Source organism: Rhizobium hidalgonense (genome assembly GCF_005862185.2).
In the GTDB taxonomy this organism is placed as follows: domain Bacteria; phylum Pseudomonadota; class Alphaproteobacteria; order Rhizobiales; family Rhizobiaceae; genus Rhizobium; species Rhizobium hidalgonense.
Genome location: NZ_CP054027.1, coordinates 3896960 through 3922526, shown reverse-complemented (window position 1 = coordinate 3922526; position 25567 = coordinate 3896960). Strand labels below are relative to the sequence as shown.

The window sequence follows — 25567 nt, the reverse complement described above, 5'->3', positions numbered from 1 at the left end:
ACAGGACCCTTTTGAAATTATGCAGTAGCCCAGAAAACCGTGCCGGATCAACTGCGCGCCGGCGCGGCATTTATTTCAAGTCTCGGATGAGCGCCTGCGAAGCCAGCTTTCCGCCGCATAAAGAGCTGCGATATGCATCGACTGCATGATGACCGCGCCGGACTGCAGGTCGCCAAGGATGGCGGCAAGATCCGCAAACAGCAGCTCGACCTTTTCGCCTGGGTCGAAACGCGGTTCGCCGGCCCGGCTGAGGCCGAGCGCCAGCCAGCTCGTCACCGTATTGCTGTGGCTGGCGGCATTCGGATAGGAGGTCAGCAGCTTGACGAAGGTTGAAGCGTCATAACCGGTCTCCTCCCGCAGTTCGCGTCGGGCTGCCGCCAGCCCCGCATCGCCGGTCTCGCTGTCGCCGCGCTCGACACCGCCGGCGACGAGCCCATGGATGATCTCGCCGCGACCGTGCCGGTATTCCCGCGTCAGCAACACACGCCCGTCAGGCATGATCGGGATGACGTTGATCCAGTCGGGATAGTCGAGCACATGGAAGGGGGCGATGACGGTCCCATCGGCGGTGATGCAGTCGTCGCTTCGCAGCCGGATCCAGCGGTCCTCATAAGAGATGCGGCTTGCCGTCACGCTCCAGGGCTTCAGTTCGTCGTCCATCGCCGGTTCCTTGCTTCGAACGCCAGATAACATTCCTTTCCGGCGTGGCAAATAGCCTCGCCGCTGGGATAAGGTGAGCGAATCGAAGATGGGGCTATCGAATGGATTTCACCGGCGAAGAACGCATCGCCGCGCCGCGGGATGTCGTCTGGGCGGCGCTCAACGATCCCGAGATCATGCGCGGCTGCATTCCAGGCTGCCAGAGCATCGAACGGCTGTCGCCTGATAGCTTCGAGGCGACGATCAAGGTCAGGTTCAGCCTGCTGTCGGCCACCTTCCACGGGCTGTTGACGCTTTCCAATGTCGATGCGCCGAAGAGCTACACGCTGTCGGCCGAAGGCAAGGGTGGTCTTGCCGGCTTCGCCAGAGGCAGCGCCGATGTCGTGCTCGAAGAAAGCGGCGCTAACACCATTCTGCATTATCGGGCAAAAGCCGAACTCGGCGGCAGGCTTGCCCAGTTCGGGGCACGCCTGCTCGATGCGACCTCGCAGAGGCTCGCCGAAGGGTTCTTTTCGGATTTCAATGCCGCCGTCGTCGCAAGGATGGCGGCCGGCTGATCGCAGTCGAGGGCACACGCTTTAAGCTTGGCGCGCCTGGGAGCTTGGGTTAAATCGACGTCATGACGTGGACCATCAGGCCGCCGCGGGCGGAAGACCAGGAAATGCTCGCGGAGATTTATCTTTCCGTGCGGCGCGAAACATTCCTCTGGGTCGATCCCGGTAAGTTTTACCGCGAAGATTTCGCCGCCCATACCAATGGCGAGACGGTCTTCGTCTGCGAGCATGAAAACGGCGATGTAGCCGGCTTCCTGTCGCTCTGGCCGGCCGATGATTTCATCCACATGCTCTATATCAGCCGGGACTACCAGGGCTTCGGCGCCGGTACGGCGCTGCTGCAGGCGCTGCCGGAATGGCCGCAACACCACTACCGGCTGAAGTGCCTGGTGAAGAACCGGCGGGCCAAGGCTTTCTACCTCGCCCATGGTTTTCGCGTCACTGGCAACGGCACGTCGCCGGAGGGCGACTACGAGGAGCTGAGCTTTTTTCCGGTCTGACCGATGCCGAAGCATCGGCGGAATCGGGCCGGTCTATCGTGCCGGAAGCTGCCCGGCGATTTCCTCGGCGCGGCTCTTGTGGCGGTCGGCCTCGCCCTGCCAGCGGATGGCTTCCTTGGCCTCGGTGCGGGCGCGCTTGCGGTGTTTGCCCTGGCTGAACCAGGTGGCGGCCGAGCCGATCAGCATGCCTGCGATCAGCGCAACCACCAGGAAGACGAAGAAGGGCGCGGAAACCGCAAGCACCTGATCTTCCGGCCGGAACGGATTGAAGGCGAGCGTGACGCTTTGCCGGTTGGCGACGCAGAAGACGATGAGAATGACGCCGAGCGGCAGCAGAATCAACAGGTTGACGATCTTCTTGGCCATTGGGGTCTCCATGCGTCGGATGGCGCCGCCCTGTTTGAGCGGTGCGTTGTAACTACGCATCGGCCCCGAAAATCGATTCCGATTTTCGGGGCCGATGCGTGAGCAGAATAGGAAAACGGTCTTCGAGTTCAAGTGCGGATTCGCCGCAGGCGGCTTGCGCCGCTCAATCCTCTTCGTCGGCCTGGCCGGGATTGAGCCGCTCGCGCAGCTCCTTGCCGGTCTTGAAGAAGGGAACCCACTTCTCCTCGACGAAGACGGTATCGCCGGTGCGCGGGTTGCGGCCGGAGCGCGACGGGCGGTTCTTCACCGAAAACGCGCCGAAGCCGCGCAATTCGACGCGGTTGCCCGCAGCCAGTGCATCCGTGATCTCGTCGAGAACCGCGTTGACGATATTTTCGACGTCGCGATGATAGAGATGCGGGTTGCGTGCTGCAACAATCTGCACCAATTCGGACTTGATCACGTTCGCCCCCTTAAATTATTGATTTCTTATCAATCGTGGCCAACCTGCCAAACTGAAAGCAGCCCGTCAAGAAGCAACTTTGGGGGCAGGATTCCATTGATATCCTGGCCTTTCAAGAGATCATCATAACCGAAGATCGTAATCAACCGCGAAACAGCTCCAGCGAGCAGAAAAGGCGTATTGCTCTTCTTGTCCCAGTCGACCATCGGCAGGTCGGCGTCAACGCCGCGCGATTTGAGATAGGCCCGGATTTCCGGCTCGCCGCCGATCGTATCGACGAGTTTTACCTTGAGCGCCTGACGGCCGGTATAGATCGTGCCGTCGGCGAGTTTCAGCACCTCGTCGCGCGGCAGCTTGCGCCGGTCGGCGACCAAATCGACGAACCAGCTATAGCTGTCGACCACCATGTTGCGGATCATCGCCTTGGCCTCTTCGCTCGCCTCGTGGAAGGGCGAGGGCTCGGCCTTCAGCGGCGAAGATTTGATTTCCTGCAGCGAGACGCCGATCTTGTCGAGCAGCGGCTGGATCTGCGGATATTGGAAGATGACGCCGATCGAGCCGGTGATCGAGCTGTCGCCGGCAATGATCGTATCGCCGGCGGTGGCGATCATATAGCCGGCGGAGGCGGCAAGCGTGCGGACGTCGGAAACCACTGGCTTCTTGGCTGCGATCGCACGGATCGCCTTGAAGACCTTTTCGCCGCCATAGGTCGTGCCGCCGGGCGAGGAGATCGAGATCACCGCGGCCTTGACTTGGTCGCTGGTCTCGACCTTCTTCAGCCGCTCCAGAAGCTCGTCGTCATCGACGATCAGCCCCGATATCGTCACATGGGCGATATGCGGGCGGCTGGTCTTGGTGTCGCCGACGGCGAAGCTGTAGAAGGCAAAACCGAGCGCCACCAAGAGGGCCACCGTGAAGAGGCGCCAGAACCACAGCTTGCGGCGCAGCCGCCGGCGATCTGCGATCATCGAACTGTCCATAGAAACCTCCAGCGCTGGACCCGGCTTCGGCATGCTCGCCGATGGATCGGTGAAATAGGTGGCAGCGGCGCGTACGAATGCCACTTTTTGATGTTTTTCCGTTTTGTTGCTTGTTGCAGAAAAAATTCCATATTGGCAAGCCAATGTAATAATGCGAAACGAACTGTGATTGGCGGCCGGCTTTGTTACAAGGCGCGGCAATCACCGCACATGGAACGAGACCTATGCTCGATACCCTGAAGAACAACGGAAACGCCGCCTATGCGCGCTCCGGCAGGAGCGCCTATGGCGATGCGTTGTTCCATTCCGCCCGCGTGCGGCGGCTGAAGATTTTGCTGCCGGTGGCAGCCCTCGTCATCGGCGCCGGCCTCGCGGCGGTGGCGTTGGTCAGCATCTATTTGCCCGAGAACATCAAGATGGAAGGCGCCAAGATCGAGAACGGCAAGGTCGTCATGGAAAAGCCGGCGATCTCTGGCCGCAATTCCGACGGCATCAACTATTCGATGCTGGCCGAACGGGCGCTGCAGGATATCCGCAATCCCGATCTCATCACGCTGGAGACCATCAAGGCGGCCGTGCCAATGAACGACGGCCTGATCGCCCGCGTCGTCGCTTCGACCGCCGATTACAATCGCGCCACCGACAACCTGCATATGACGGCCCCTTTCACCTTGGTGCTGAGCAGCGGTCTCAACGCGAATTTCCAGTCCGCCCGCCTCGACATCAAGGGCGGAAACATGCGCAGTGACGACCCCGTCACCATCACCAAGGACAATGCCTCCATTGTTGCGAAGACGATGGAGATAACCGATAAGGGGCGGGTGATCACATTCGAGGGGAATGTTCGCATGAATGTCGATCCATCCACCATCCATAAACAGGGCACTTAACCAGCCGGGTCATCCATGACAAAAGATTGTCGCATTTCCACTTGCAAGACCGGTATGGCATTCGCTGCCGCCGCATTCGCCCTTATTCTGACGGCTTCTGGCGCGAGCGCACAGCAGGCCGCCACGATGTCGGGCATGAAGCTATCCAACGACCAGCCGATCCAGATCGAAAGCGACAAGCTCGAGATTCACGACCAGGAGCACACCGCGCTGTTCACCGGCAAGGTCAAGGTCGTCCAGGGGACGACGACGATGCAGTCCGGCAAGATGACCGTCTATTACAAGGACAAGGCGGCAAAGCCGGCCGCTGATGGGACGCAACCGGCGGCCCAACCCGCAGCGCAGTCCGGTTCGCTTGCATCGGGGAGTGCCGATATCGACAAGATCCTGGTCACCGACAAGGTTCTGCTGACCTCAGGCACGCAGACTGCGACCGCCGATGACGGCAATTTCGATATGGCTTCGCAGACATTCATCCTCACGGCCGATCAGGGCAACAAGGTTATTCTGTCGGACGGGCCGAACGTCTTCACCGGCTGCAAACTGACCGTTCACATGCAAACCGGCCAGGCGGAGCTTGAAAGCTGCGGCGGGCGTGTCCAGATTCAGCTCGATCCAAAATCGCAGCCGAATGCGCAGCAGAAGCAGAACTGAGAAGCCGGCCTCCCACGTGAAATTATCATCGCTATCCACCATGTTCGGCCAGCCCGAGCCACAAGCCGCGGGCGCCGCCGACAAAAGCCGCTATCAGGGAACGCTGATCGCACGCGGTCTGACGAAGACCTATGCGACGCGTCGCGTCGTCAACGGCGTCTCGCTGGTGGTGCGCCGTGGCGAGGCCGTCGGCCTGCTCGGCCCGAACGGTGCCGGCAAGACCACCTGTTTTTACATGATCACCGGCCTCGTGCCGGTCGATGAAGGCACGATCGAGATCGACGGCAACGACGTTACGACCATGCCGATGTACCGCCGCTCCCGCCTCGGCGTCGGTTACTTGCCTCAGGAAGCCTCGATATTTCGCGGCCTGACCGTGGAAGAAAATATTCGCGCCGTCCTTGAAGTGCACGTCAAGGACAAGGTCGAGCGCGAGCAGAAGCTGAACGAGCTGCTGGAAGAATTCCATATCCAGAAGCTGCGCAAGAGTGCCGCCGTCGCCCTGTCGGGCGGTGAGCGCCGCCGCCTCGAAATCGCCCGTGCGCTGGCGACCGACCCGACCTTCATGCTGCTCGACGAACCTTTCGCCGGCGTCGACCCGATCTCGGTCGCCGACATCCAGAATCTCGTCCACCACCTCACGGCGCGCGGCATCGGCGTTCTGATCACCGACCACAATGTGCGCGAGACGCTGGGTCTGATCGACCGGGCCTACATCATCCATGCCGGTGAAGTGCTGACCCATGGCCGGGCGAACGACATCGTCAACAACCCGGAAGTGCGCCGGCTTTATCTCGGCGACAATTTCAGCCTGTGAACGGCCGGTCCCTCAGAAATTCACCTTGCGGCATAGTTCCGCTTGACCAAATACCACAAAAGAGCAATTTTTGGGCCAAGTTGGATTTCCGTGGCCTGAAGCCTTGATCGGACACGGTTTCCCGGAGGAATCGAGGGAGTTTCGCGTCCGTCATGGCACTGTCCGCCAGTCTTTTCCTGCGCCAGAACCAATCCCTGGTGATGACACCGCAGCTGATGCAATCCATCCAGCTGCTGCAGATGACGCATGTCGAACTCACCCAGTTCATCGCCCAGGAAGTGGAAAAGAACCCGCTGCTCGAATTCCCGTCGAATGACGGCGAGGCAGGGCAAGAACGCGGCGAAGCCGAGGACGAACCTTACGCCCGTTCCCCGGAGGATGCAGGCTCCGACGACGGCGATGACAACCGCACCGAGGCGCTCTCCAGCGACTGGTACGACAATGGCGGCAGCGCCAGCACCAGCCGGCTGAACGACGAGCTCGACGCCAATTACACCAACGTCTTTCCCGATGACAGCGCGCCGCAGCGCCCCGATGCGCCGGAGCTTGTCGGCCAGTGGAAATCGATGCCGGGCAGCGGCGGCGAGGGCGCCGATTACGATCTCGACGATTTCGTCGCCGGCCAGGTGTCGCTGCGCGATCATCTCGCCCAGCAGATCCCCTTCGTTCTGCCCGACATCGCCGATCGGCTGATCGCCCAGAACTTTGTCGATCAGCTCGACGATGCCGGTTATCTGCAAGTCGATCTCGTCGAGACCGGCGAACGGCTGGGCACCAGCCTGACTGCGGCCGAGCGCGTGCTGGCCGCTCTGCAGACGCTCGACCCGCCGGGGGTTTTCGCCCGCAGCCTCGCCGAATGCCTGGCGATCCAGCTCAAGCAGAAGGACCGGTACGATCCGGCCATGCAGGCGCTCGTCGAAAACCTCGAACTGCTGGCGCGGCGCGATTTTGCCACGCTGAAGCGGCTCTGCGGCGTCGACGAGGAAGACCTTCTCGACATGCTCGGCGAAATCCGTCAGCTCAATCCCAAGCCCGGCAGCGGTTTCGAGACCGGCGTTTCCGAAGCGATCATGCCCGATGTGGTCGTCAGGTCCTCCTCGGAGGGCGGCTGGCTGGTCGAGCTCAATCCGGATACGCTGCCGCGCGTGCTTGTCAATCAGTCCTATTTTTCTCGCGTGACCAGGAACGGCGAGGATCACGCCTTCCTGTCCGAATGCCTGCAGAGTGCCAATTGGCTGACGCGCAGCCTCGATCAGCGGGCGAAGACCATCATGAAGGTGGCAAGCGAGATCGTCCGCCAGCAGGATGCCTTCCTGCTGAACGGTGTCGACCACCTGCGCCCGCTGAACCTGAAGACGGTCGCCGACGCGATCAAAATGCACGAATCCACCGTCAGCCGCGTCACCTCGAACAAATACATGCTGACGCCACGCGGCCTGTTCGAGCTCAAATATTTCTTTACCGTCTCAATCAGCGCTGTCGCCGGCGGCGACAGCCATTCGGCCGAGGCCGTGCGTCACAAGATCCGCGCGCTGATCATGCAGGAGAGCCCGGAGGCGGTACTCTCCGACGACGATATCGTCGACATGCTGAAGAAGGGCGGCGTCGATCTCGCCCGCCGCACAGTTGCCAAATACCGCGAGGCCATGAACATCGCCTCGTCGGTGCAGCGCCGCCGCGAAAAGCGGGCGCTCGCCAAGGTCGCCGGCTTTTGATGCGGCAACGCTTCGGCCTTGATCGAAGCATCCGGCCGGCAAATTCCGCTATTCCTCCGGTGTCTTGAACCAACAGCGAAATACCTACCATGCCGCAAAAGCCGAATCTTGCCCGGGAGCTTTCCCTGCTGCTGGCGCTGGCCACCCTCTGGGGCGCCTCCTATACCTTCATCAAAATCGGCGTCGAGACCATTCCGCCGGTGACGTTGATCGCCGCGCGCACGCTGATTGCCGGCGCCATCCTGCTTGCCGTCCTCCGACACCGGCAAATCCGCCTGCCCACTGACCGCGCGACGTGGCGGCGCTTCTTCCTCCAGGCCTGTCTGAACAGCGTCATTCCCTTCACGCTGATCGCCTGGGCGGAGCAATCCGTCGATGCCGGGCTGGCGGTGATCCTCAATTCGGCGACGCCAATCTTCACCTTCCTGCTGACCGTGCTGATAGTCCGACACGAACAGGTGACGGCTCGAAAGCTTTTCGGCGTCATGGCAGGACTTGCCGGGATCTGTCTCGTCATCGGCGTCGAAGCGCTCAGTGGTCTCGGCGAAAGCCTGATGGCGCAGATCGCCATCATCCTGGCGACCGCCTGCTATGCCGGTGCCGCGATTTTCAGCAAAAACTTCAAGGGGCTCGATCCCGCCGTGCCGGCGGCCGGCTCGTTGATCTCAGGTGCTGTCATTCTGCTGCCCGTCAGCCTCGTCGTCGATCGACCGTGGACGCTCGATCCCTCGGCGGCATCGGTGCTGGCGCTGCTTGCCCTTTCCGCCTTTTCGACAGCGCTCGCCTTTGCAATCTATTTCCGTCTCGTCCAGACGCTGGGGTCTGTGGGTACGACCTCGCAAGCCTATCTCAGGGTGCCGATCGGAGTGACGATCGGCATCGTTTTCCTCGGCGAAAGCTTGAGCCCAACGGCCTGGATCGGACTCATTTGCGTCATATCAGGTGTCGCAGCCATGACGATCCCGGCAAGGCTTGGAACAACCAGGGAGAGAATCGTCTGACAATCATTGGACCATTGATCGGCGCGATGCGCTGCGTGGCATGGGACGTGACGCACGTAATGCGAGCATTAGCGGTCACGATTTTGCACCCTATTGACTTTTCGTTGCCGGCTGGCTAGAAGCCCGCCGCAATCGATGCCGTAAACGGCGTCTGGAGTTATCCCCAGCATCAGAAGGGCACCAAGGACCTGCAGGCTGACGCCGATCTTGCTTGAGATTGCGCGAAGTGCTTGGATGAACCTGAGGCTTGGCGTAAACTGATACCCGCAAACGATGATAAGAAGGGAAACTCCATGAGTGTGCGTGTGTCCGGTAAACATATGGAAATTGGTGAATCGTTCCGTCAAAAGATCGAGGACCAAATTGGTATGGCCATCACGAAATACTTCGACGGGGGGTATTCCGGCCAGGTGACCGTGGAAAAGGCGAGTTCTCGTTTCTCCGCAGACTGCAAGCTTCACCTCGACAGCGGGGTGGTACTGCATGCGGCCGGCGAAGCGACCGATCCCCAGCTTGCTTTTGACGCCGCTTCGGAGCGCATCGAAAAGCGCCTGCGCCGCTACAAGCGCAAGCTGAAGGACCATCACGCCGGAAACCATCTGAACGGTTTTGCAGAAGTCTCCTACACGGTCATGGATTCTGTTCCCGACCATGAGGATGAAATCCCCGACGATTTCGCCCCGGCGATCGTCGCTGAAAGCACGAAGCAGCTGAAGACCATGTCGGTCGCCACCGCCGTGATGGCACTCGACATGACCGACGAGCCGCTTCTCCTGTTCCGCAGCCCCGGCAAGGAACATTTGAACATCGTTTACCGTCGGCACGACGGAAATATTGGCTGGATCGATTCAGCCAATATCAAAGGCTGAGGTCAGGGCTCCGAGCGGCGGTATCGCCGCCGCTCCTTGCATCTGATCCCGGCGACAGAAGGAAAAAGAAATGGCATTGGCAGATTTGCTCCATCAGGATGCGATCATTCCCGCCCTCAGAGTAAATTCCAAGAAACAGCTGCTTCAGGAATTGGCCGCAAGAGCCGCCAGGATTACCGGGCTCTCCGAGCGGGAGATCTTCGACGTCATCCTGCAGCGCGAACGCCTTGGCTCGACCGGCGTCGGCAACGGCATCGCTATTCCCCACGGCAAGCTGGTCAACATCCATTCGATCGTCGGCATCTTCGCCCGGCTGGAGCAGCCGGTCGATTTCGAGGCCCTGGACGACCAGCCTGTCGACCTCGTCTTCCTGCTGCTGGCGCCGGAAGGCGCCGGCGCTGATCATCTCAAGGCGCTGTCGCGGATCGCCCGCGTCCTGCGGGATCACGATCTGGTCGCCAAGCTGCGTGCCACCGATTCCGCTTCGGCGATCTACGCCTTCCTCAACGAAGAGCAGACGTCGAACGCCGCCTGACCGACATCTTTCCCTGAAATGAAAAAGGCGCCGGGTCTTCCTGGCGCCTCTTCATTTCATAGGGATTGAGCGCTCAGAACTCTTCCCAATTGTCCTGCGCCACGGCAGCCGAACCGCGTGAGGGGAGAGCCGCGCGGCGCGCAGCCGGGGCGACAGCGCGATGCGACACGGCTGGAGCAGCCGGTGCCCGCATCTTTTGCGCCACCGAGGCGAGCGCGGCTGTATTACCCGAGCCTGCGACCCGGAAGCGCGTGGCAAGCGCCTTCAGCGTCTGCGCCTCGTCATTGAGTGCGACGCTGGCAGCGGTTGCTTCCTCCACCATCGCCGCGTTCTGCTGCGTCACCTGGTCCATCTGGTTCATGGCCTGGTTGATTTCCTTCAGGCCGACAGCCTGCTCGCTCGCCGATGCGGAGATCTGCCGGATGAGGTCGTTGATGCTCATCACCTGTTCGGCGATCTTGTGCAGCGTGCCGCCGGCGCGCCCGACGAGATCGACGCCTTCCTTGACCTGGACGGCCGAGGTGTTGATCAGCGTCTTGATCTCCTTGGCGGCATTGGCCGAACGCTGCGCCAGTTCACGCACCTCCTGGGCGACGACGGCAAATCCCTTGCCGGCTTCGCCGGCACGCGCCGCCTCGACGCCGGCGTTTAGCGCCAATAGGTTGGTCTGGAAGGCGATCTCGTCGATGACGCCGATGATCCTGGAAACTTCCGTCGAAGACTGTTCGATGCCCTGCATCGAGGCGATCGCCTTCTGCACCACTTCGCCGGATTTTTCGGCATCCTGGCAGGCGAGGTTGACATTGTCGGCGGCCGTGCGGGCATGATCGGCGCTAGAATCGACCTGTGCGGTGAGTTCGTTGAGCGCAGCCGCCGTCTCCTCCAGGCTTGCCGCCTGCTGTTCGGTGCGCTTGGCGAGGTCGGAAGCGCTGTTGCTGATCTCGCCGGTGCCCAAACCGATATTGGCGACGCTGAGGTTCATCGTGTTGATGGTCTCTTCGAGGCTCGCAAGCGCGGCGTTGAAATCCTGTTTCAGCTTGCCGTATTCGCCGGGGAATTCATCGGTGATTCGGTAACCGAGATTGCCTTGTGACAACTCGGAAAGGCCGGTTCCGACGATCGCGACGATACGGCGCTGCAGCGACACCGATTGCTGGCGTTCCGATTCCGAACGGCTGCGCTCGCCCTCCGCTGCCTGCCGCTCTCTGGCCGCCTCGTCCTCGAGGCGACGGCTGTCGGCCAGCGTGAAGCGGAAGCCTTCCAGCGCCTTGGCGACCGAACCGATTTCGTCGGTGCGGTGCTGGGCGGCGACCGCTTCGTCATATTTGCCGTCGCCGAGCGCTTCGACGCTGGCAACCAACCCGCCAAGCGGTCGCTGCACCAGCGAGCGAACGGCGAAATAGAGCGCCAGCATGACGGCGCCGAGCACGATCAGGCCGTTGATGATCATCATATAGGTCTGGTCCCGCACCGGCGCGTTGATCGCCGTATGCGGCACGTCGACGAGCACGACCCAGGTGGCGTTGACGCCGGGAACCGCGAAGGGATAGACGACGCGGTCGAAGGGGGCGAGGCCGTCATAGGTGAGGTTGCTGACGAGGCCGGGCTGCTTGCTCGACAGCGCCGATTTGACGACATCGGCGCCTTCGCCGTCATACTGCTTGGTCACCAGGTCGGGGATCGGCGCGACGATCCAGTTGCCTGCCTGCGACAGCAGCGTCACGCGGCCGGAGCCGAAGGGATGCAGCGCCTGCAGCTTGTCGGTCAGCGACTTCAGCGAGATGTCGACGCCTCCGACGCCGATCATCTTGCCATCAGACATAACGGGATAGGCGATCGAGGTGAGCAGCGTCGGAACGTCGGTTCCTTCGGCCAGGTAAGGCGTGGTGATCGCACCCTTGCCGCTGTCGGCGGCGAGCTTCCACCATTCGGCGGTATAATCATTGTCGAAGGTCGAATATTGGATGCCACCGTCCTTGGTCTTCGACCAGTAGGGCGTGAAGGCGCCGTTCTTGTTGGTGCCTTCGTCATTATTGTTGGCGATCTCGCTGGTCTTGCCGTCGAGCGCGCCGAGCTGTTCGCAGAACCAACTGCCGAAGGCGAAGGCATTCTGCTCGAGATTGGCCTTCAGCACATTGATCATGCCCTTGCGATCGAGCGACTTGCCTTCATGGCCGCGGCCTATGACGCCCGTCATGGTGCGCGCGGCGCTGGCGAGCTCGCCGACATTGGCGGCGATTTCATTGGCGATCGATTTGGCCTCGAGGTTGGCCTGATCCATCGTCAGCGTCTGGACGCGATCCCGGGTTTGGTCAATGAGGAAAAAGTTCGAAACGATGAGAACGAGTGCGATAGCGATGCCGGTGATGACGATGAGTTTCGCCGCCAGCGATTTCATTCTAAAAATGAACATGAGATCCTCGGGCAAGGATGCGCCGAACGGGCATTCTCCGGCGCAGCAGCAAAGGCATCGCCCCCTCATGGAGCAGCCGCGTCGCCGGCCGGATCCCAAATAAAGGGGGACCCGCCGGCCACGTGCAACATCGCCGGAGATCCCTTAAATTTGAATGAAACTTTCGCTGTCCGCCGAGGCAAAACGCAGAAATTCCCCTTAAAATTAAAGGGCTCGGCCGGCGGCTTCGCAAAGAGACATCACTTATATTCTGGCTGCGACGTCCGCGCTCGTGGGGATCGAAGGCTGCGCCCCTGATTTGAGGCAGGCGAGCGAACCGGCAACCGCCGCTCGGCGCAGCGCCGAGGCAAAATCGAGGCCCTCGTCGAGGCTGGCCGCGAAGTAGCCGCAGAAAGTGTCGCCGGCGCCGACCGTATCGACGGGTTCGATCTTCAGACCTTGCGCCCTTGAAATCGCCCCGTCGCGGATGGCGACGACGCCGTCGCCGCCGAGCGTCACGATCAGCGTCTGGCCAGTCTCCTGATGCAGGCGGACGAGTGCCGCCTCGCGCGCCTGAGCGTCCATTCCCTCCTGTCCGGCGAGCCGCTCGAACTCGGTCTCGTTGGCAATGACGATATCGGCGAGCCGGCCGAGACGCGGCGCGTCGGGGATTAGCGGAGCAAGGTTGAGAATGCTGGTGATGCCCTTGGCGCGGGCGGCCGATAAAGCGCGTTCGACGGCATCAACCGGCACTTCGAGCTGCAGCATCAGGATATCGCCTTCACTCATGCCGCCGATCGCGGTTTCGGCATCGGCCGATGTGACGAGGCCATTGGCGCCGGGAACGACGGCGATCATGTTTTCGCCGTCGCCGCCGACAAGGATCAGCGCGGTGCCGGTGGGGCCATCGACATGTTCAACGAGAGAAAGATCGGTTCCCGCCTCATCGAGCAGGGCAAGGGCATCAGCGGCGAAGCTGTCCCTGCCCACGGCGCCCGCCATATGCACATAGCGGCCGGCGCGGCGCGCGGCCAGCGCCTGGTTGGCGCCCTTGCCGCCGGCGGCCGTGGCAAAACCGTTGCCGGCCACCGTTTCGCCGGGCTTCGGCAGACGGTCGGTGGTGGCGATGAGGTCCATATTGATGGACCCGAAAACTGTGATCATCAGGGTGTCCCGTCTTTTGGAGCATGCGACGACATCATGCTCCAACTGTTTCATGCGGGCGAGACACTGCCCGAAGCAGTCACTCCTCGTCAACCACCCGCAGCTTGAGAAGACCGGTGCGGCTTTCCACCGATTTGGCGGCGGGTTCGTTGTCGCGACCCGGTTTGCTGTCGCCGCCGGCCTCGAATTCCAGCGCTTCAATCTTGGCGCCGCGCTTGGTCAGCTTGTCGGCCGAGGTGACCACCATGTCGATATCCTTCTGCGCCATGGCGAAATGGCCTTGCAGCTTGCGCACCCGCTCGTCCAAGCGGCCGAGATCGTCCATCAGGATCGCCACTTCGCCCTGAATCAGATGCGCCTGCGCCCGCATGCGCTGGTCCTTGAGCACGGCCTGGATGACTTGGATCGACAGCATCAGCAGCGACGGCGAGACGATGACGATGCGCGCGCGGTGCGCCTTCTGCACCAGGGCTTCGAAGTTTTCGTGGATCTCGGCGAAGATCGATTCCGACGGCACGAAGAGAAAGGCCGTATCCTGGGTTTCGCCCTGGATCAGATATTTCTCGGAAATGTCCCTGATATGGACCTCCATGTCGCGGCGGAACTGCTGGCCGGCGATCTTGCCGGCCTCCGGGCTGCCGGCGTCGCGGATGGCGTTCCAGGCTTCTAGCGGAAATTTCGCATCGATCACCAGCGGCGGCGCGCCGTTCGGCATGCGGATCGTGCAGTCCGGCCGCGAGCCGTTCGATAGCGTCTGCTGGAAGCCATAGGCACCCATCGGCAGGCCGTCGGCGACGATCGTCTCCATCCTCGACTGGCCGAAGGCGCCGCGCGTCTGCTTGTTGGAAAGAATGGCCTGCAGCCCGACGACATCCTTGGCGAGCGTCTGGATATTGTTCTGCGCCGCATCGATCACCGCCAGCCGCTCCTGCAGCCGCTGCAAATTCTCATGCGTCGATTTGGTCTGCTCGGTGATCGTCGAGTTGACCCGCTGCGACATGCCGTCGAGGCGTTGGCTGATCGCCTGGTTGAGCTCACTCTGCCGCGCGCCGAAGACTTCGGTCATCGCCGCGATGCGGCCCTGCATCTCCGCCTGGATCTTTAAAAGCTCGGCCATGCGCGCGTCGCCTTCAGCCGCGCGCAAATTCGCCTCTTCCGCCTGCTCGCGGCGAAGGCTTGCGCCGCGCAGCAGAAGGACGATCACCAGAAGGACGACGGCCAGGAGAACCCCACCGGCAAGCGCCAGCGTGGCCGGGCTGATCGAGGCAAGCGACAGAGTGAACGAATCGGAATTGACGGTCATACCGCAACCATAACAGAAGAGGTGGCAATATATAGATCAAAACGTGAACGAAATTGGCAATCCCCAATATCTTCGCGCTACGGCTAGCGCCAGAACGGCGGTCGTCCAGATACTGCCGCCCGCCGGGCGGCTGAGGCGAATATGGCGAAATTCCGGGCGAGGATGCAAAAAAGCGCCTTCCCCGCCTGCCGGATAATTCCATAGTCGGAAAAGATGGGTTATGGGAACGCCATGACCATCAAGCCACTCATCATTCTTCCCGATCCTATTCTCCGCCAGGCCTCCAAGCCGATCGAGCGGGTCGACGCCGACCTGCAACGTCTTGCCGATGATATGCTGGAAACCATGTACGACGCGCCGGGCATCGGCCTTGCAGCGATCCAGATCGGCGTGCCGCGCCGCATGCTCGTCATCGACGTGTCGCGCGAGGGTGAGGAGAAGCAGCCGCAAGTCTTCATCAACCCCGAGATCGTCAAATCCTCCGACGAGCGTTCGGTCTATGAGGAGGGCTGCCTGTCGATCCCGGATTATTATGCCGAGGTCGAGCGCCCGGCTGTCGTCTCGGTCAAATATCTCGACCGCAACGGCAAGGAACAGACGGTGGATGCCGATGGCCTGCTGGCCACCTGCCTGCAGCACGAGATCGATCACCTGAACGGGGTGCTGTTCATCGATTACATTTCGCGGCTGAAGCGCGAAATGGTGATCAAGAAGTTCACCAAGGCGGCGAAATCCAAGGCGCTCTGACGACGCGTTGAAAATTCATCGGCAACGCGCTATGATATCAGTGATATCATGATGGAGGCGCCGCATGGGTGATTTTCTGATCAGGAATATTTCCGAGGCGATGAAGCGAGACATTGCGGAATCGGCGCAGCGCAGTGGAAACAGTCTTTCCGACGAGGCCAAGGAGCTTTTGCGGGAAGCGCTTCAAAGAAAAACCGAAGCAAAGCCTGAGGCTATGTCGGCCTATGCAGCGATACGCGCCGCTTTCGAAAGAGAAGACGCGGTAGACGACGAATTTGCTGCAATCATGGAGGAAATCGAGGCCGCGCGGAAAAAGGATTTTGGCCGGCCGTTCGAGGACTTCGAATGATCGTTCTCGATACGAATGTAGTTTCCGAGTTTGCCAGGTCATTACCCCATGAAAATGTAAAGGCTTGGATGTTGCGGCAGGACAGCTCGAGGATCTGGCTTTGCACCGTCGGCTTGATGGAGCAGATTTACGGCGCTGAAAGGGTTCTCTTGAAGACCGGATCGGATCGCTTCTTTCGCGCCATCGAGAATTTGGTGAAAGGCCAATTTCGCGACCGTATCGTCGGCTGGGATTTGGAAGCGGCCATGGCAACTGGGCGCCTGCGGGCGAAACGTGAAAACATCGGGCGGCCGATTTCGGTCCAGGACGCGATGATTGCCGCTATCTGCCTTGCCAACGGCGCGACGCTCGCCACCCGCAACACCAGAGATTTCGAAGGTCTTGATCTCAAGCTCGTAAACCCGTTTGAAGACGGTTGATCCTCAATTGGCGAGATAGAATGTCTCTTAGCATCATCTTCATGGGAACCCCGGAGTTCTCGGTTCCGACCCTACGCCTGCTCGTCGACGCGGGCCACCGGGTCGTCGCGGTCTATACGCAGCCGCCGAGGCCGGGCGGGCGGCGCGGGCTCGATCTGCAGAAATCGCCGGTGCATCAGGCGGCGGAACTGCTCGGTCTTCCCGTTTTCACGCCGGTCAATTTCAAGGATGCCGAGGAGCGCGAGCGGTTTGCCGCCCTCAAGGCCGATGTCGCCGTCGTCGTCGCCTACGGATTGCTGCTGCCGGAGGCGATTTTGAACGGCACCCGCGACGGCTGCTATAACGGCCATGCTTCGCTGCTGCCGCGCTGGCGGGGAGCTGCTCCCATCCAGCGGGCGATCATGGCCGGTGACGATAAGACCGGCATGATGGTGATGAAGATGGACAAGGGCCTCGATACCGGCCCCGTCGCATTGACCCGTGAGGTCGAGATCGGCGTCAACATGACGGCAGGCGAGTTGCATGACCGGCTGATGCAGGTCGGCGCCAAGGCGATGACGGAGGCCATGGTGAAGCTCGAGATGAACGACCTGCCGCTGACGCCGCAGCCGGAAGAGGGCGTGCTCTATGCCGCCAAGATCGACAAGGGCGAGACGCGCATCGATTTCGGAAGGAGCGCGAGCGATGTGCACAATCATATCCGCGGCTTGGCGCCATTTCCGGGCGCCTGGTTCGAGCTTATGATCGGCGGCAAGCCGGAGCGGGTGAAGGTGCTGGGCTCGGAGCTGGCTGCAGGGCAGGGGCCGGCCGGGCAATTGCTGAGCGATGATCTCGTGGTCGCCTGCGCGTTGGGCGCGGTGCGGCTGACACGGCTGCAGAAGGCCGGCGGCAAGCCGCTGGCGGCAGCCGATTTCCTCCGGGGCACGCCGCTTGGCGCAGGCACGAGGCTTTCCTGATGCCGCGTTTCCGCATGACCGTCGAATATGACGGCGGCCCCTATGTCGGCTGGCAGCGGCAGGAGAACGGTCCCTCGGTACAGGGCGCGATCGAAGCCGCGGTACTGTCGCTGACCGGCGAGACGGTCTCGGTCCGCGGCGCCGGGCGCACCGATTCCGGCGTCCACGCCATGGGGCAGGTGATCCATGTCGATCTTTCGAAGGACTGGTCGCCCTATCAGCTGCAGAATGCCTTGAACGCGCATTTGAGGCTTGCCGGTGAACGTGTCGCCATTCTCGATGTCGAGACAGCTCCCGAATTCTTCGATGCCCGCTTCTCGGCGCTCAGGCGCCATTACCTCTACCGCATCGTCAGCCGCCGCGCGCCGCTGGCGCTCGAAGCCGGCAAGGCCTGGTGGGTGCCGAAGCTGCTCGACCACGAGACCATGCACGCCGCCGCCCAGAGGCTGGTCGGCCGGCACGATTTCTCCACCTTCCGCGCCGCCCATTGCCAGGCAAACAGCCCGGTGCGCACGCTCGACCGGCTGGATGTGACGCGCAACGGCGAGCTGATCGAGATCCGCGCCACGGCGCAGAGTTTCCTGCACAATCAGATCCGTTCCTTCGCCGGCACACTGAAGCTCGCCGGCGAAGGCAAATGGACGCCTGACGATGTCGAGGCAGCGCTTGAGGCGCGCGACCGCAAGGCCTGCGGCCCCGTGGCGCCGCCCGACGGGCTCTATTTCCTGCAGGTGGATTATCCCGACGTGATTCCCGACCGCCGCAGGCCGGTCAGCGATCCCGATGACGATCAATCGTAAGCTTCGTCAGACCGGATAGATGCCGAGGAAGTGCTGCAGATATTCCGAAAGGATCATCGATGGCACGAGCAGCACCAGCGTCATTGCCCCGACCATCAGCGGGTGGCCGTGGCAGATCATCCGCAGAATGCGCGCCAGCACGAAGACCTGCGCCAGCATGAAGGCAAGCAGCAGCAGCGAGACAAGGCCGACGGAGCCGGGAAGGAAGACCACCATCGCCAGCAACAGCCCGTTGATATAGGAGAGCGGCACGCCGAGCCAGTTGACGCTGACGACGACAGGCGCGAAACGCTCACCCATGCGGAAGGCCAGCAGCAGCAGCCCGGCAAAAACCAGCGGCACGAACCAGTTGGCGAGCTCGACGAGGCCGAGCCTGAGATAGAAGGCAAAGCCGACATCGGCTTCCGGCGGCATCGACCGCAGAAAGACCTGTCGCCACCAGAGCCAGGAAATGCCCATCGGCGGCAGGCACCAGGCGATCGCCCAGAACGAGCGGTTGACGCCGCGCTCGGACATATCGAGGTAGCGGAAACCGCGCGGATCCAGCCGGATCAGCAGCCAGAGGCCGGCCAGATAGTACTGGACTTCCTTAAAGCCCGGCATTGGCGAACCAGCGGGCGATGAAAGTCTCGTAGATTGCCGTCAGCGTTTCCAGATCGGAAACGGCGACGCGTTCATCGACCATGTGCATCGTCTGGCCGACAAGGCCGAACTCGACGACCGGGCAATAATCCTTGATGAAGCGCGCATCCGACGTGCCGCCGGTGGTCGAAAGCTGCGGCGACCGGCCGGCGACGCTCTCGATAGCTGAAGACAGCGAGGCGATCAGTGCATTGTTGCGCGTCAGGAAAACATGGCTTGGCCGGTCGGCCCACTCGATATCGTATTTCACCGGTTCGCGGCCGGGCCTGAGCTGGCCGCTGCCGGCGGCGGCATCGAGGCGCCGGAGGATTTCGGCGCGCAGCGTCTCGGCCGTCCAGCTGTCGTTGAAGCGGATGTTGAAACTTGCCGAGGCCTTGGCCGGAATGACATTGGTCGCCGGATTGCCGACATCGACCGTGGTCACCTCGAGGTTCGACGGCTGGAAGTCGTCGGTGCCGCTGTCGAAGGGCGGGTCCATCAGCGCTTGGGTCAGTTGCAGCATGCCGCGCACCGGATTGTCGGCAAGATGCGGATAGGCGGCATGCCCCTGGACGCCGTGCACGGTGATCCTGCCCGACTGCGAACCGCGCCGGCCGATCTTGATCATGTCGCCGAGGCTCGCAGGATTGGTCGGCTCGCCCACAAGGCAGGCATCCCAGCGTTCGCCGCGCTCGGCCGCCCATTGCAAGAGCTTGATCGTGCCGTTGATCGCCGGGCCTTCTTCGTCGCCGGTGATCAGAAAAGAGATCGAGCCGGGCGGTGGCCCGTTCTTTTCGGTATGGCGGGCGACGGCAGCGACGAAACAGGCGATGCCGCCCTTCATATCGACGGCGCCGCGGCCGAAAAGCTCGCCTTTGGCAATCTCGGCGGCAAAGGGCGGATGGCTCCAGGCGGCCTCGTCGCCGACTGGCACGACATCGGTATGGCCGGCAAACATCAGATGCGGGCCGTCCGTGCCGAGCCGGGCATAGAGGTTTTCGATATCGGGCGTTCCCTCTTCGCTCGCCTTCACGCGGTCGACGGTGAAGCCGAGCGGCGCAAGCATGGTGTCGAGCGCAGACAACGCGCCGCCTTCGGCCGGTGTCACGGAGGGGCAGCGAATCAGCGTCTGAAGATTGGCGACGGGATCGGTAGGGCTCATGGCGTCGAACTATCCGGCGGGAATGGCAAAGACATGGCAAGGCGGCGCCTCGCGTAAAGGACGCCGCCTGTTTACCGGATCAATGTCCTGGTGTCATCAATCTCTGAGCAGCTCGTTGATGCCGGTCTTGGAGCGGGTCTTTTCATCGACGCGCTTGACGATGACGGCGCAGTAGAGATGCGGCGCCGGCTGGCCGTTGCCCATGGTGGCATTGCCCGACGGCATCGAGCCGGCGACGACGACGGAATAGGGCGGGACTTCGCCGTAGCTCACCTCGCCGGTGGCGCGGTCGACGATCTTGGTCGACTTGCCGATATAGACGCCCATGCCGAGCACCGAGCCTTCGCGGATGATGCAGCCTTCGACCACTTCCGAACGGGCGCCGATGAAGCAATTGTCTTCGATGATCGTCGGGCCGGCCTGCATCGGCTCCAGCACGCCGCCGATGCCGACGCCGCCGGAGAGATGCACATGTTTGCCGATCTGCGCGCAGGAGCCGACCGTCGCCCAGGTGTCGACCATCGTGCCTTCGCCGACATAGGCGCCGAGATTGACGAAGGAGGGCATCAGGATCGCATTCGGAGCGATATAGGCCGAGCGGCGTACGACGCAGTTCGGCACGGCACGGAAGCCGCTGGCGCGGAACTGGTTCTCGCCCCAGTTCTCGAATTTGGAAGGCACCTTGTCCCACCAGGTGGAATTGCCCGAGCCGCCCTTGACCACCTCCATGTCGTTGAGGCGGAAGGACAGGAGCACCGCCTTCTTCAGCCACTGATTGACCGTCCAGGCGCCATCGGCGCCGCGCGTCGCCACACGGACCTTGCCGGCATCGAGCAGGTCGAGTGCTGCTTCGACCGCATCGCGAACCTCGCCCTTGGTCGACGTGTTCACATTGTCGCGATTGTCGAAGGCGGCTTCGATGGTCTTTTCGAGGGATGCGAGGTCGGTGGCGCTCATGAGAATTCCTTAAACTTCGATCTTTATCGTGGAGACGGTAAGATCTCCGGAATTGCGGTTGGCGGGATTGTGTCCTGCTCTACAGCATGCACCCGTAGAATGGAATGAATTTTCGGGCAAGATCAACCTGGATTCAAGGCGTTATAGCGACATATCCGGCACTATGGCCGGCAGGACTGAAAGGCATTTCGACATGGCGAAGGGACGAAACGGCGGATCGCGGCGCAAGGATGGCGTATGGGACCCGCTAAAGAGCAGCTCGACCGACAGGCAGCGCGCCGCGGCGGTGCCGAAGACGCCGCAGACGATGTCGCCCGCCTACCGCCTTGCCTATGTCGACGAGGATTTCCTTTGCCGCGAGGAGTTGCGGCCGATCCGCCTGCAGCTGGAACTGTTGAAGCCGGAAATGATGTTGACCGAACGCGGCATCAAGTCGACCGTCGTCATGTTCGGCGGCGCCCGCATTCCCGCCCCCGGCCAGAGCGCCTGGGCTGCCCGCAACGATGTCCAGCGCGTCAATCTGGAGGCGGCTTCCGTCTATTATGACGAGGCGCGCAAATTCGCCCGGCTCTGCTCGAAATATTCGGCAAGCCTCGATTTCCACGAATATGTCATCGTCACCGGCGGCGGCCCCGGCGTGATGGAAGCCGGCAATCGCGGCGCGGCCGACGAGGGCGCCCCGTCGATCGGCCTGAATATCGTGCTGCCGCACGAGCAGGCGCCGAACGCCTATGTGACGCCGGAGCTCAGCTTCAACTTCCACTATTTCGCCATCCGCAAGATGCATTTCATGGTGCGCGCCAAGGCGATCGCGGTCTTTCCCGGCGGCTTTGGAACGCTCGATGAATTCTTCGAATGCCTGACGCTGATCCAGACCGGCCGCATGGAGCGCCTGCCGCTGATCCTCTTCGGCGAAGCGTTCTGGAGAAGCATCGTCAATTTCGACGCATTGGCCGAATTCGGCACCATCGCGCCCGACGATGTCAAGCTGATCAGCTTCGTCGACACGGCCGAAGCCGCCTGGAAGATCATCCAGGATTTCTACGAACATCGCGAATAGCGCCTCAGTACCTCGATCGTGAGACGTGGCTCTTTCCCCACTGAGCGGGGAAAGAGCGGAGGCAATGGTTCGGCCGGCCTTACAGCAGCGGCCGGTCCGGCATGTCGTCGATCGAGACGACGCCGTCCTTGTTGCGGTCCATCCGCGCAAACAGCTTGTCGAAGGCGGCGACGGCTTCCGGTTTGGAAATCTGGCCGTTCTGGTCGGTATCGACCCGGTGCATCATCATCGAGGCGCGCATGAAGGGGGCGCCATGGCGCATCCAGCGATGCCCGTCACGACCGTCATGCCCGCCGTGACCGTCGTGTGGCGGCCGTCCCTGGTCGTTATTATCAGGCGTCGCGGCTGCTGTATCCGCATCCATGTTTTCGCCCGCGTCCTTCTTGCGTTGATCTCTCATCGCCTGCATCTGCGCCTTCTGGTATGCGCCGATTTCGCCAGGCGTGAGGGAGCCGTCATTATTGGTGTCGATCGCAGCGAAAACCTTGTCGAGGCCGGCGGTCGCCTCTTCCTTGGAGACCTTGCCATCCTTGTTCGTGTCGAATTGCTTGAGCATGCGGACATAGGTGATTTCGAGGAAGGCATCGCGGCCCGGGCCCGGATGGTCCCTGCCGGCGTGCTGACGCGGCCCGTCGCCGGGTGCGGCATAGCCTGCCCCGGCGGCTGCGCCGAAGACGAGGGTGGAGGAAAGCGCTGCCAATATCAGCTTGTTGCGATACATCGTATTTGCCTTTCGTGAGGTGTCCCCTCACGAAGAAAGCTACGGCAGCAGGGCACAAAGACCCAGTTAAACATCGGTAAGCTGAATGAAACTTTGGTAATGCTGCCAGCCGGTTACTTAGAGCCTTCCGGATTAGATTGCAGCATTCTGCCGGAGCAGGCTTTCGTCAGGGCAAAGGCGATTGGCGAAGGCATACCCCAAGGTACTCCGAGCCGATCGCCTATGATCCTGGCTAGAGATGCCCGGCCCACCGGCCGCACCGCTTCGCCATGGCGAAGCGATAAGTGCGTCCGGCGTTTCGTGAGTCTTGCAGATTTGCCAAGGCAAATCTGCGCGAGGGTTGGCTGAAACGGGCCGGCTGATCGGCCGGCCGGCTTGGCCATAGAGCTTTGCTACGACGCGCGCCGGCCGGTCGACCATCCGACTCCGTTTGAGCCAACAGAATGCTGCAATCTAACCCGGAAAGGCTCTAGGCCGAACCGGTAATCCTGCCGAGAAAGGCGGCGAGGTCGTCGGTGACGAAATCGATATGATCCTCTTCGCCGCTGGTCTTTTCCCACCATTCGACGACCGTCTCTTCGAGATTGCGCGGCACCAGCAGCACGGTCTGCATGCCGAGCGCCTTAGGCACTGTCAGGTTGCGCGGCAGATCTTCGAACATCGCCGCCTTGCTCGTTTCGACGCGTTTTAATGCCGTGAACTTGTCGTAGGTCGCCTGCGCCGGCTTCGGCACGTAGTCGGCGGCGACGATATCGAAGATGTCGTCGAAATGCTCGAGAACGCCGAGGGCTTCGGCCGCCATTTCTGCATGCTTGACGCTGCCATTGGTAAAGATGAATTTGCGCCCCGGCAGCGCCTTGATCGCCGCGCCGAGTTCCGGCTGCGGCGTCAGCGCCGAATAGTCGATCGCATGCGCCTTTTCGAGGAAGTCGTTCGGATCGATGCCGTGATGGATCATCAGCCCCTGCAGCGTCGTACCATGCTCGAGGTAATATTGCTTCTGCAGCTTGCGCGCCTCGTCCCGCTCCATCTGTAAGAGCGTCGCGACATAAGCGGTCATGTTCTTGTCGATCTGGGCGAAGAGATTGACATGATGCGGATAGAGCGTGTTGTCGAGGTCAAAGACCCAGTCTGTGACGTGTGCGAAATCGGCTTTGTCAGGCGTGCGGTCGATCTTGGTCATGGCGGTCTTATGCCATGGCTGCCCTGGGAAACCAAAGCCTTTTGCTTGGGCGGCCTGGTTGCGGCCGTCGCCCCCAAAAAAGCCGCTAGATTTTCACAACTTTAAGAAGATTTCGGCTGAATATTGCCATTGACCGCTGGTGACTTTCTGCCTGCGTCAGACAGGGGGACCCGCAAGGGTAAAGTCGCATGAAGATCGTTCTGATCAATCCGCCGCATACCGCGATCGGCAGCCGTATTCCCGATGATCACCTTCCGCCGCTCGGCCTGCTCTCGGTCGGGGGGCCGCTGATCGACGACGGCCATAGTGTCAGCCTTATCGATGCCGAGTTCGGACCGATGGCGATGGCGGAGATTGTTAGTCGAGCGGTGGCGAGCCAGCCCGATCTGGTGCTGATCGGCCATTCCGGCTCGACGTCGGCCCATCCCACCGCCAGAGTGATCGCAGAGGCTGTCAAGCGCAGCAATCCTGCAACCCGGATCGTCTATGGCGGCGTCTTTCCCACTTACCATTGGCGCGAGGTACTGGCCGAGACGAAGGCATTCGATATCCTCGTACGCGGCGAAGGCGAGGAATCGATGCGGCGCCTTGCCGATTGCCTGGCAACGGGCCGCCCGCTCGCAACCATTCCCGGCATTGCCTATCGGGACGCTCATGGTCAAATCCAGGCAACCCAGCCCGCGCAGGCGATCGCCGATCTCGATGCTTATCGCGTCGGTTGGGAACTGATCGACCATGCCGACTATAGCTATTGGGGCGGCAAACGCGCCGTCGTGATGCAGTTCTCCCGCGGCTGTCCGCATCTTTGCAACTATTGCGGCCAGCGCGGCTTCTGGACCCGCTGGCGTCACCGTTCGCCGGAGCTGTTTGCCCGCGAGATCGCCAGGCTCTATCGCGAACAAGGCGTCGAACTGATCAATCTTGCCGACGAGAACCCGACCTCGTCGCGCAAGGCCTGGCGGGCCTTCCTCGAGGCGATGATCGCTGAGAATGTGCCGGTGCAGATCGTCGGCTCGACGCGGGCGGATGATATCGTCCGTGATGCCGATATCCTGCATCTTTACCGCCAGGCCGGCGTCGTGCGCTGGCTTCTCGGCATGGAAAACACCGACGAGGCAACCTTGGCGCTGATCAGGAAGGGCGGGGCCAAGGCAACCGACCGGGAGGCAATCCGCCTCTTGCGCCAGCATGATATCCTCTCCATGGCGACCTGGGTCGTCGGCTTCGAGGAGGAGAAGCTGCGTGATCTCTGGCGCGGCTTCCGGCAATTGCTCTCCTATGATCCCGACCAGATCCAGGCACTTTACGTCACCCCGCATCGCTGGACGCCCTTTTTCCGTTTCGCCCGCGACCGGCAGGTGATCGAGACCGATATCCGCAAATGGGATTACAAGCATCAGGTCTTGAAGATGCGGCATCTGAACCCGGTCGTGCTGGTCGCCTGCGTCAAGCTCATCGAGGTTGCGGTCCAGGCGCGGCCGAAGGCGCTGATGCGTATCCTCTTCCATCGCGACCGCGAGCAGCGCCATTCCATGCGTTGGTATACTGAGATGGGCCGCCGCGTCTGGTTTCATGAGATCCTCGAGTTCCTTTTCCGTCGCCGCCACCTGAAGGATGGCCCGACGCTCGAGAATTTCTGGGGTGCGCCGCAGGATGCCGAGGAGGAGTCGATGCTGCGTCCGCAACGGCATATGAAAAGCCTCGACGCGGCGGAATAAAATAGACGCCT

Annotated in this window: 28 protein-coding genes; 16 read left to right on the top strand and 12 right to left on the bottom strand. The window is 61.7% G+C overall.

Annotated features, from left to right (window positions below; translation table 11 throughout):
- Window positions 1–75: 75 nt before the first annotated feature.
- Window positions 76–660 (bottom strand): NUDIX hydrolase, encoded by a 585-nt coding sequence (locus FFM81_RS19085; RefSeq protein ID WP_003570784.1) that lies wholly within the window; start codon window positions 658–660, stop codon window positions 76–78.
- 101 nt (window positions 661–761) lie between these two features.
- On the opposite strand from FFM81_RS19085, the gene FFM81_RS19080 reads away from it, so the two are divergent.
- Together FFM81_RS19080 and FFM81_RS19075 are read left to right on the top strand one after the other, a co-directional pair.
- On the top strand, window positions 762–1217 hold the full coding sequence (locus tag FFM81_RS19080) for an SRPBCC family protein (RefSeq protein WP_025415210.1): 456 nt from the start codon (window positions 762–764) through the stop codon (window positions 1215–1217).
- Window positions 1218–1279: 62 nt separating this feature from the next.
- Window positions 1280–1714, top strand: a complete 435-nt coding sequence (locus FFM81_RS19075; RefSeq protein WP_003570782.1) for a GNAT family N-acetyltransferase — start codon at window positions 1280–1282, stop codon at window positions 1712–1714.
- A gap of 33 nt (window positions 1715–1747) precedes the next feature.
- Here the strand turns inward: FFM81_RS19075 and FFM81_RS19070 are convergent, their stop codons facing one another.
- From FFM81_RS19070 to sppA, 3 genes are all read right to left on the bottom strand, one after another.
- Window positions 1748–2080 (bottom strand): LapA family protein, encoded by a 333-nt coding sequence (locus FFM81_RS19070; protein ID WP_003570781.1) that lies wholly within the window; start codon window positions 2078–2080, stop codon window positions 1748–1750.
- A gap of 163 nt (window positions 2081–2243) precedes the next feature.
- Window positions 2244–2543: an integration host factor subunit beta gene (locus FFM81_RS19065; RefSeq protein ID WP_003544934.1), complete on the bottom strand. Its 300-nt coding sequence runs from the start codon at window positions 2541–2543 to the stop codon at window positions 2244–2246.
- A gap of 29 nt (window positions 2544–2572) precedes the next feature.
- The gene (sppA, locus tag FFM81_RS19060) at window positions 2573–3523 is read right to left on the bottom strand and encodes a signal peptide peptidase SppA (RefSeq protein WP_003570780.1); all 951 of its coding nucleotides are present in this window, start codon (window positions 3521–3523) and stop codon (window positions 2573–2575) included.
- 224 nt (window positions 3524–3747) lie between these two features.
- On the opposite strand from sppA, the gene lptC reads away from it, so the two are divergent.
- The 7 genes from lptC (at window position 3748) to ptsN (ending at window position 10004) form a co-directional block, all read left to right on the top strand.
- The gene (gene lptC, locus FFM81_RS19055; RefSeq protein WP_003570779.1) at window positions 3748–4413 is read left to right on the top strand and encodes an LPS export ABC transporter periplasmic protein LptC; all 666 of its coding nucleotides are present in this window, start codon (window positions 3748–3750) and stop codon (window positions 4411–4413) included.
- Between the two features lie 15 nt (window positions 4414–4428).
- Window positions 4429–5067, top strand: a complete 639-nt coding sequence (locus FFM81_RS19050) for an LptA/OstA family protein (RefSeq protein WP_003570778.1) — start codon at window positions 4429–4431, stop codon at window positions 5065–5067.
- A 40-nt stretch (window positions 5068–5107) separates the two neighbouring features.
- A complete protein-coding gene (gene lptB / locus FFM81_RS19045; protein WP_138385456.1) occupies window positions 5108–5884 on the top strand; it encodes an LPS export ABC transporter ATP-binding protein in 777 nt (258 codons plus the stop codon).
- A gap of 152 nt (window positions 5885–6036) precedes the next feature.
- Window positions 6037–7599: an RNA polymerase factor sigma-54 gene (gene rpoN / locus FFM81_RS19040; RefSeq protein ID WP_138385412.1), complete on the top strand. Its 1563-nt coding sequence runs from the start codon at window positions 6037–6039 to the stop codon at window positions 7597–7599.
- An 89-nt stretch (window positions 7600–7688) separates the two neighbouring features.
- Window positions 7689–8600, top strand: coding sequence for a DMT family transporter (locus FFM81_RS19035; protein WP_038573546.1), 912 nt, complete (start codon window positions 7689–7691; stop codon window positions 8598–8600).
- A 293-nt stretch (window positions 8601–8893) separates the two neighbouring features.
- A complete protein-coding gene (gene hpf / locus FFM81_RS19030) occupies window positions 8894–9469 on the top strand; it encodes a ribosome hibernation-promoting factor, HPF/YfiA family (protein ID WP_003570772.1) in 576 nt (191 codons plus the stop codon).
- A gap of 70 nt (window positions 9470–9539) precedes the next feature.
- Complete coding sequence (gene ptsN / locus FFM81_RS19025; RefSeq protein WP_003570770.1) at window positions 9540–10004, top strand: PTS IIA-like nitrogen regulatory protein PtsN; 465 nt, start codon at window positions 9540–9542, stop codon at window positions 10002–10004.
- A gap of 73 nt (window positions 10005–10077) precedes the next feature.
- On the opposite strand, the gene FFM81_RS19020 is transcribed toward ptsN, so the two are convergent.
- The 3 genes from FFM81_RS19020 to FFM81_RS19010 all read right to left on the bottom strand — a co-directional run bounded on the left by FFM81_RS19020 (window position 10078) and on the right by FFM81_RS19010 (window position 14863).
- A complete protein-coding gene (locus FFM81_RS19020) occupies window positions 10078–12417 on the bottom strand; it encodes a methyl-accepting chemotaxis protein (protein WP_025415214.1) in 2340 nt (779 codons plus the stop codon).
- A 243-nt stretch (window positions 12418–12660) separates the two neighbouring features.
- On the bottom strand, window positions 12661–13560 hold the full coding sequence (locus FFM81_RS19015) for a ribokinase (RefSeq protein WP_025415215.1): 900 nt from the start codon (window positions 13558–13560) through the stop codon (window positions 12661–12663).
- 79 nt (window positions 13561–13639) lie between these two features.
- Window positions 13640–14863: a DNA recombination protein RmuC gene (locus FFM81_RS19010; protein ID WP_003570767.1), complete on the bottom strand. Its 1224-nt coding sequence runs from the start codon at window positions 14861–14863 to the stop codon at window positions 13640–13642.
- Between the two features lie 231 nt (window positions 14864–15094).
- On the opposite strand from FFM81_RS19010, the gene def reads away from it, so the two are divergent.
- The 5 genes from def (at window position 15095) to truA (ending at window position 18134) form a co-directional block, all read left to right on the top strand.
- Window positions 15095–15610 carry a peptide deformylase gene (gene def, locus FFM81_RS19005; RefSeq protein WP_003570766.1) on the top strand — a complete coding sequence of 172 codons (516 nt, stop codon included), beginning with the start codon at window positions 15095–15097 and terminating at the stop codon, window positions 15608–15610.
- 64 nt (window positions 15611–15674) lie between these two features.
- Window positions 15675–15959 (top strand): FitA-like ribbon-helix-helix domain-containing protein, encoded by a 285-nt coding sequence (locus FFM81_RS19000; RefSeq protein ID WP_003570765.1) that lies wholly within the window; start codon window positions 15675–15677, stop codon window positions 15957–15959.
- Complete coding sequence (locus tag FFM81_RS18995; RefSeq protein WP_003570764.1) at window positions 15956–16378, top strand: type II toxin-antitoxin system VapC family toxin; 423 nt, start codon at window positions 15956–15958, stop codon at window positions 16376–16378. The genes FFM81_RS19000 and FFM81_RS18995 overlap by 4 nt, the downstream gene beginning before the upstream one ends.
- Before the next feature lie 20 nt (window positions 16379–16398).
- Entirely contained in the window at window positions 16399–17334 is a 936-nt protein-coding gene (fmt, locus tag FFM81_RS18990; protein ID WP_128398196.1) for a methionyl-tRNA formyltransferase, read from the top strand.
- Window positions 17334–18134: a tRNA pseudouridine(38-40) synthase TruA gene (truA, locus tag FFM81_RS18985; protein ID WP_138385413.1), complete on the top strand. Its 801-nt coding sequence runs from the start codon at window positions 17334–17336 to the stop codon at window positions 18132–18134. The genes fmt and truA overlap by 1 nt, the downstream gene beginning before the upstream one ends.
- Before the next feature lie 6 nt (window positions 18135–18140).
- Here the strand turns inward: truA and FFM81_RS18980 are convergent, their stop codons facing one another.
- The 3 genes from FFM81_RS18980 to dapD form a co-directional block, all read right to left on the bottom strand.
- Complete coding sequence (locus FFM81_RS18980) at window positions 18141–18737, bottom strand: hypothetical protein (RefSeq protein WP_003570761.1); 597 nt, start codon at window positions 18735–18737, stop codon at window positions 18141–18143.
- Window positions 18724–19917 (bottom strand): succinyl-diaminopimelate desuccinylase, encoded by a 1194-nt coding sequence (gene dapE / locus FFM81_RS18975; RefSeq protein ID WP_138385414.1) that lies wholly within the window; start codon window positions 19915–19917, stop codon window positions 18724–18726. Before dapE ends, FFM81_RS18980 begins: the two co-directional genes overlap by 14 nt.
- A gap of 96 nt (window positions 19918–20013) precedes the next feature.
- Window positions 20014–20874 (bottom strand): 2,3,4,5-tetrahydropyridine-2,6-dicarboxylate N-succinyltransferase, encoded by an 861-nt coding sequence (dapD, locus tag FFM81_RS18970; protein WP_003570759.1) that lies wholly within the window; start codon window positions 20872–20874, stop codon window positions 20014–20016.
- A 193-nt stretch (window positions 20875–21067) separates the two neighbouring features.
- Between dapD and FFM81_RS18965 the strand changes: the two genes are divergently transcribed.
- Window positions 21068–21934: an LOG family protein gene (locus FFM81_RS18965; RefSeq protein ID WP_003570758.1), complete on the top strand. Its 867-nt coding sequence runs from the start codon at window positions 21068–21070 to the stop codon at window positions 21932–21934.
- A gap of 79 nt (window positions 21935–22013) precedes the next feature.
- Here FFM81_RS18965 and FFM81_RS18960 read toward each other — a convergent pair whose 3' ends face one another.
- Window positions 22014–22655, bottom strand: a complete 642-nt coding sequence (locus FFM81_RS18960; RefSeq protein ID WP_003570757.1) for an EF-hand domain-containing protein — start codon at window positions 22653–22655, stop codon at window positions 22014–22016.
- A gap of 469 nt (window positions 22656–23124) precedes the next feature.
- Complete coding sequence (locus FFM81_RS18955) at window positions 23125–23838, bottom strand: pyrimidine 5'-nucleotidase (protein WP_138385415.1); 714 nt, start codon at window positions 23836–23838, stop codon at window positions 23125–23127.
- Between the two features lie 188 nt (window positions 23839–24026).
- On the opposite strand from FFM81_RS18955, the gene bchE reads away from it, so the two are divergent.
- Window positions 24027–25556 carry a magnesium-protoporphyrin IX monomethyl ester anaerobic oxidative cyclase gene (gene bchE, locus FFM81_RS18950; RefSeq protein ID WP_138385416.1) on the top strand — a complete coding sequence of 510 codons (1530 nt, stop codon included), beginning with the start codon at window positions 24027–24029 and terminating at the stop codon, window positions 25554–25556.
- The last annotated feature ends 11 nt before the right edge of the window (window positions 25557–25567 follow it).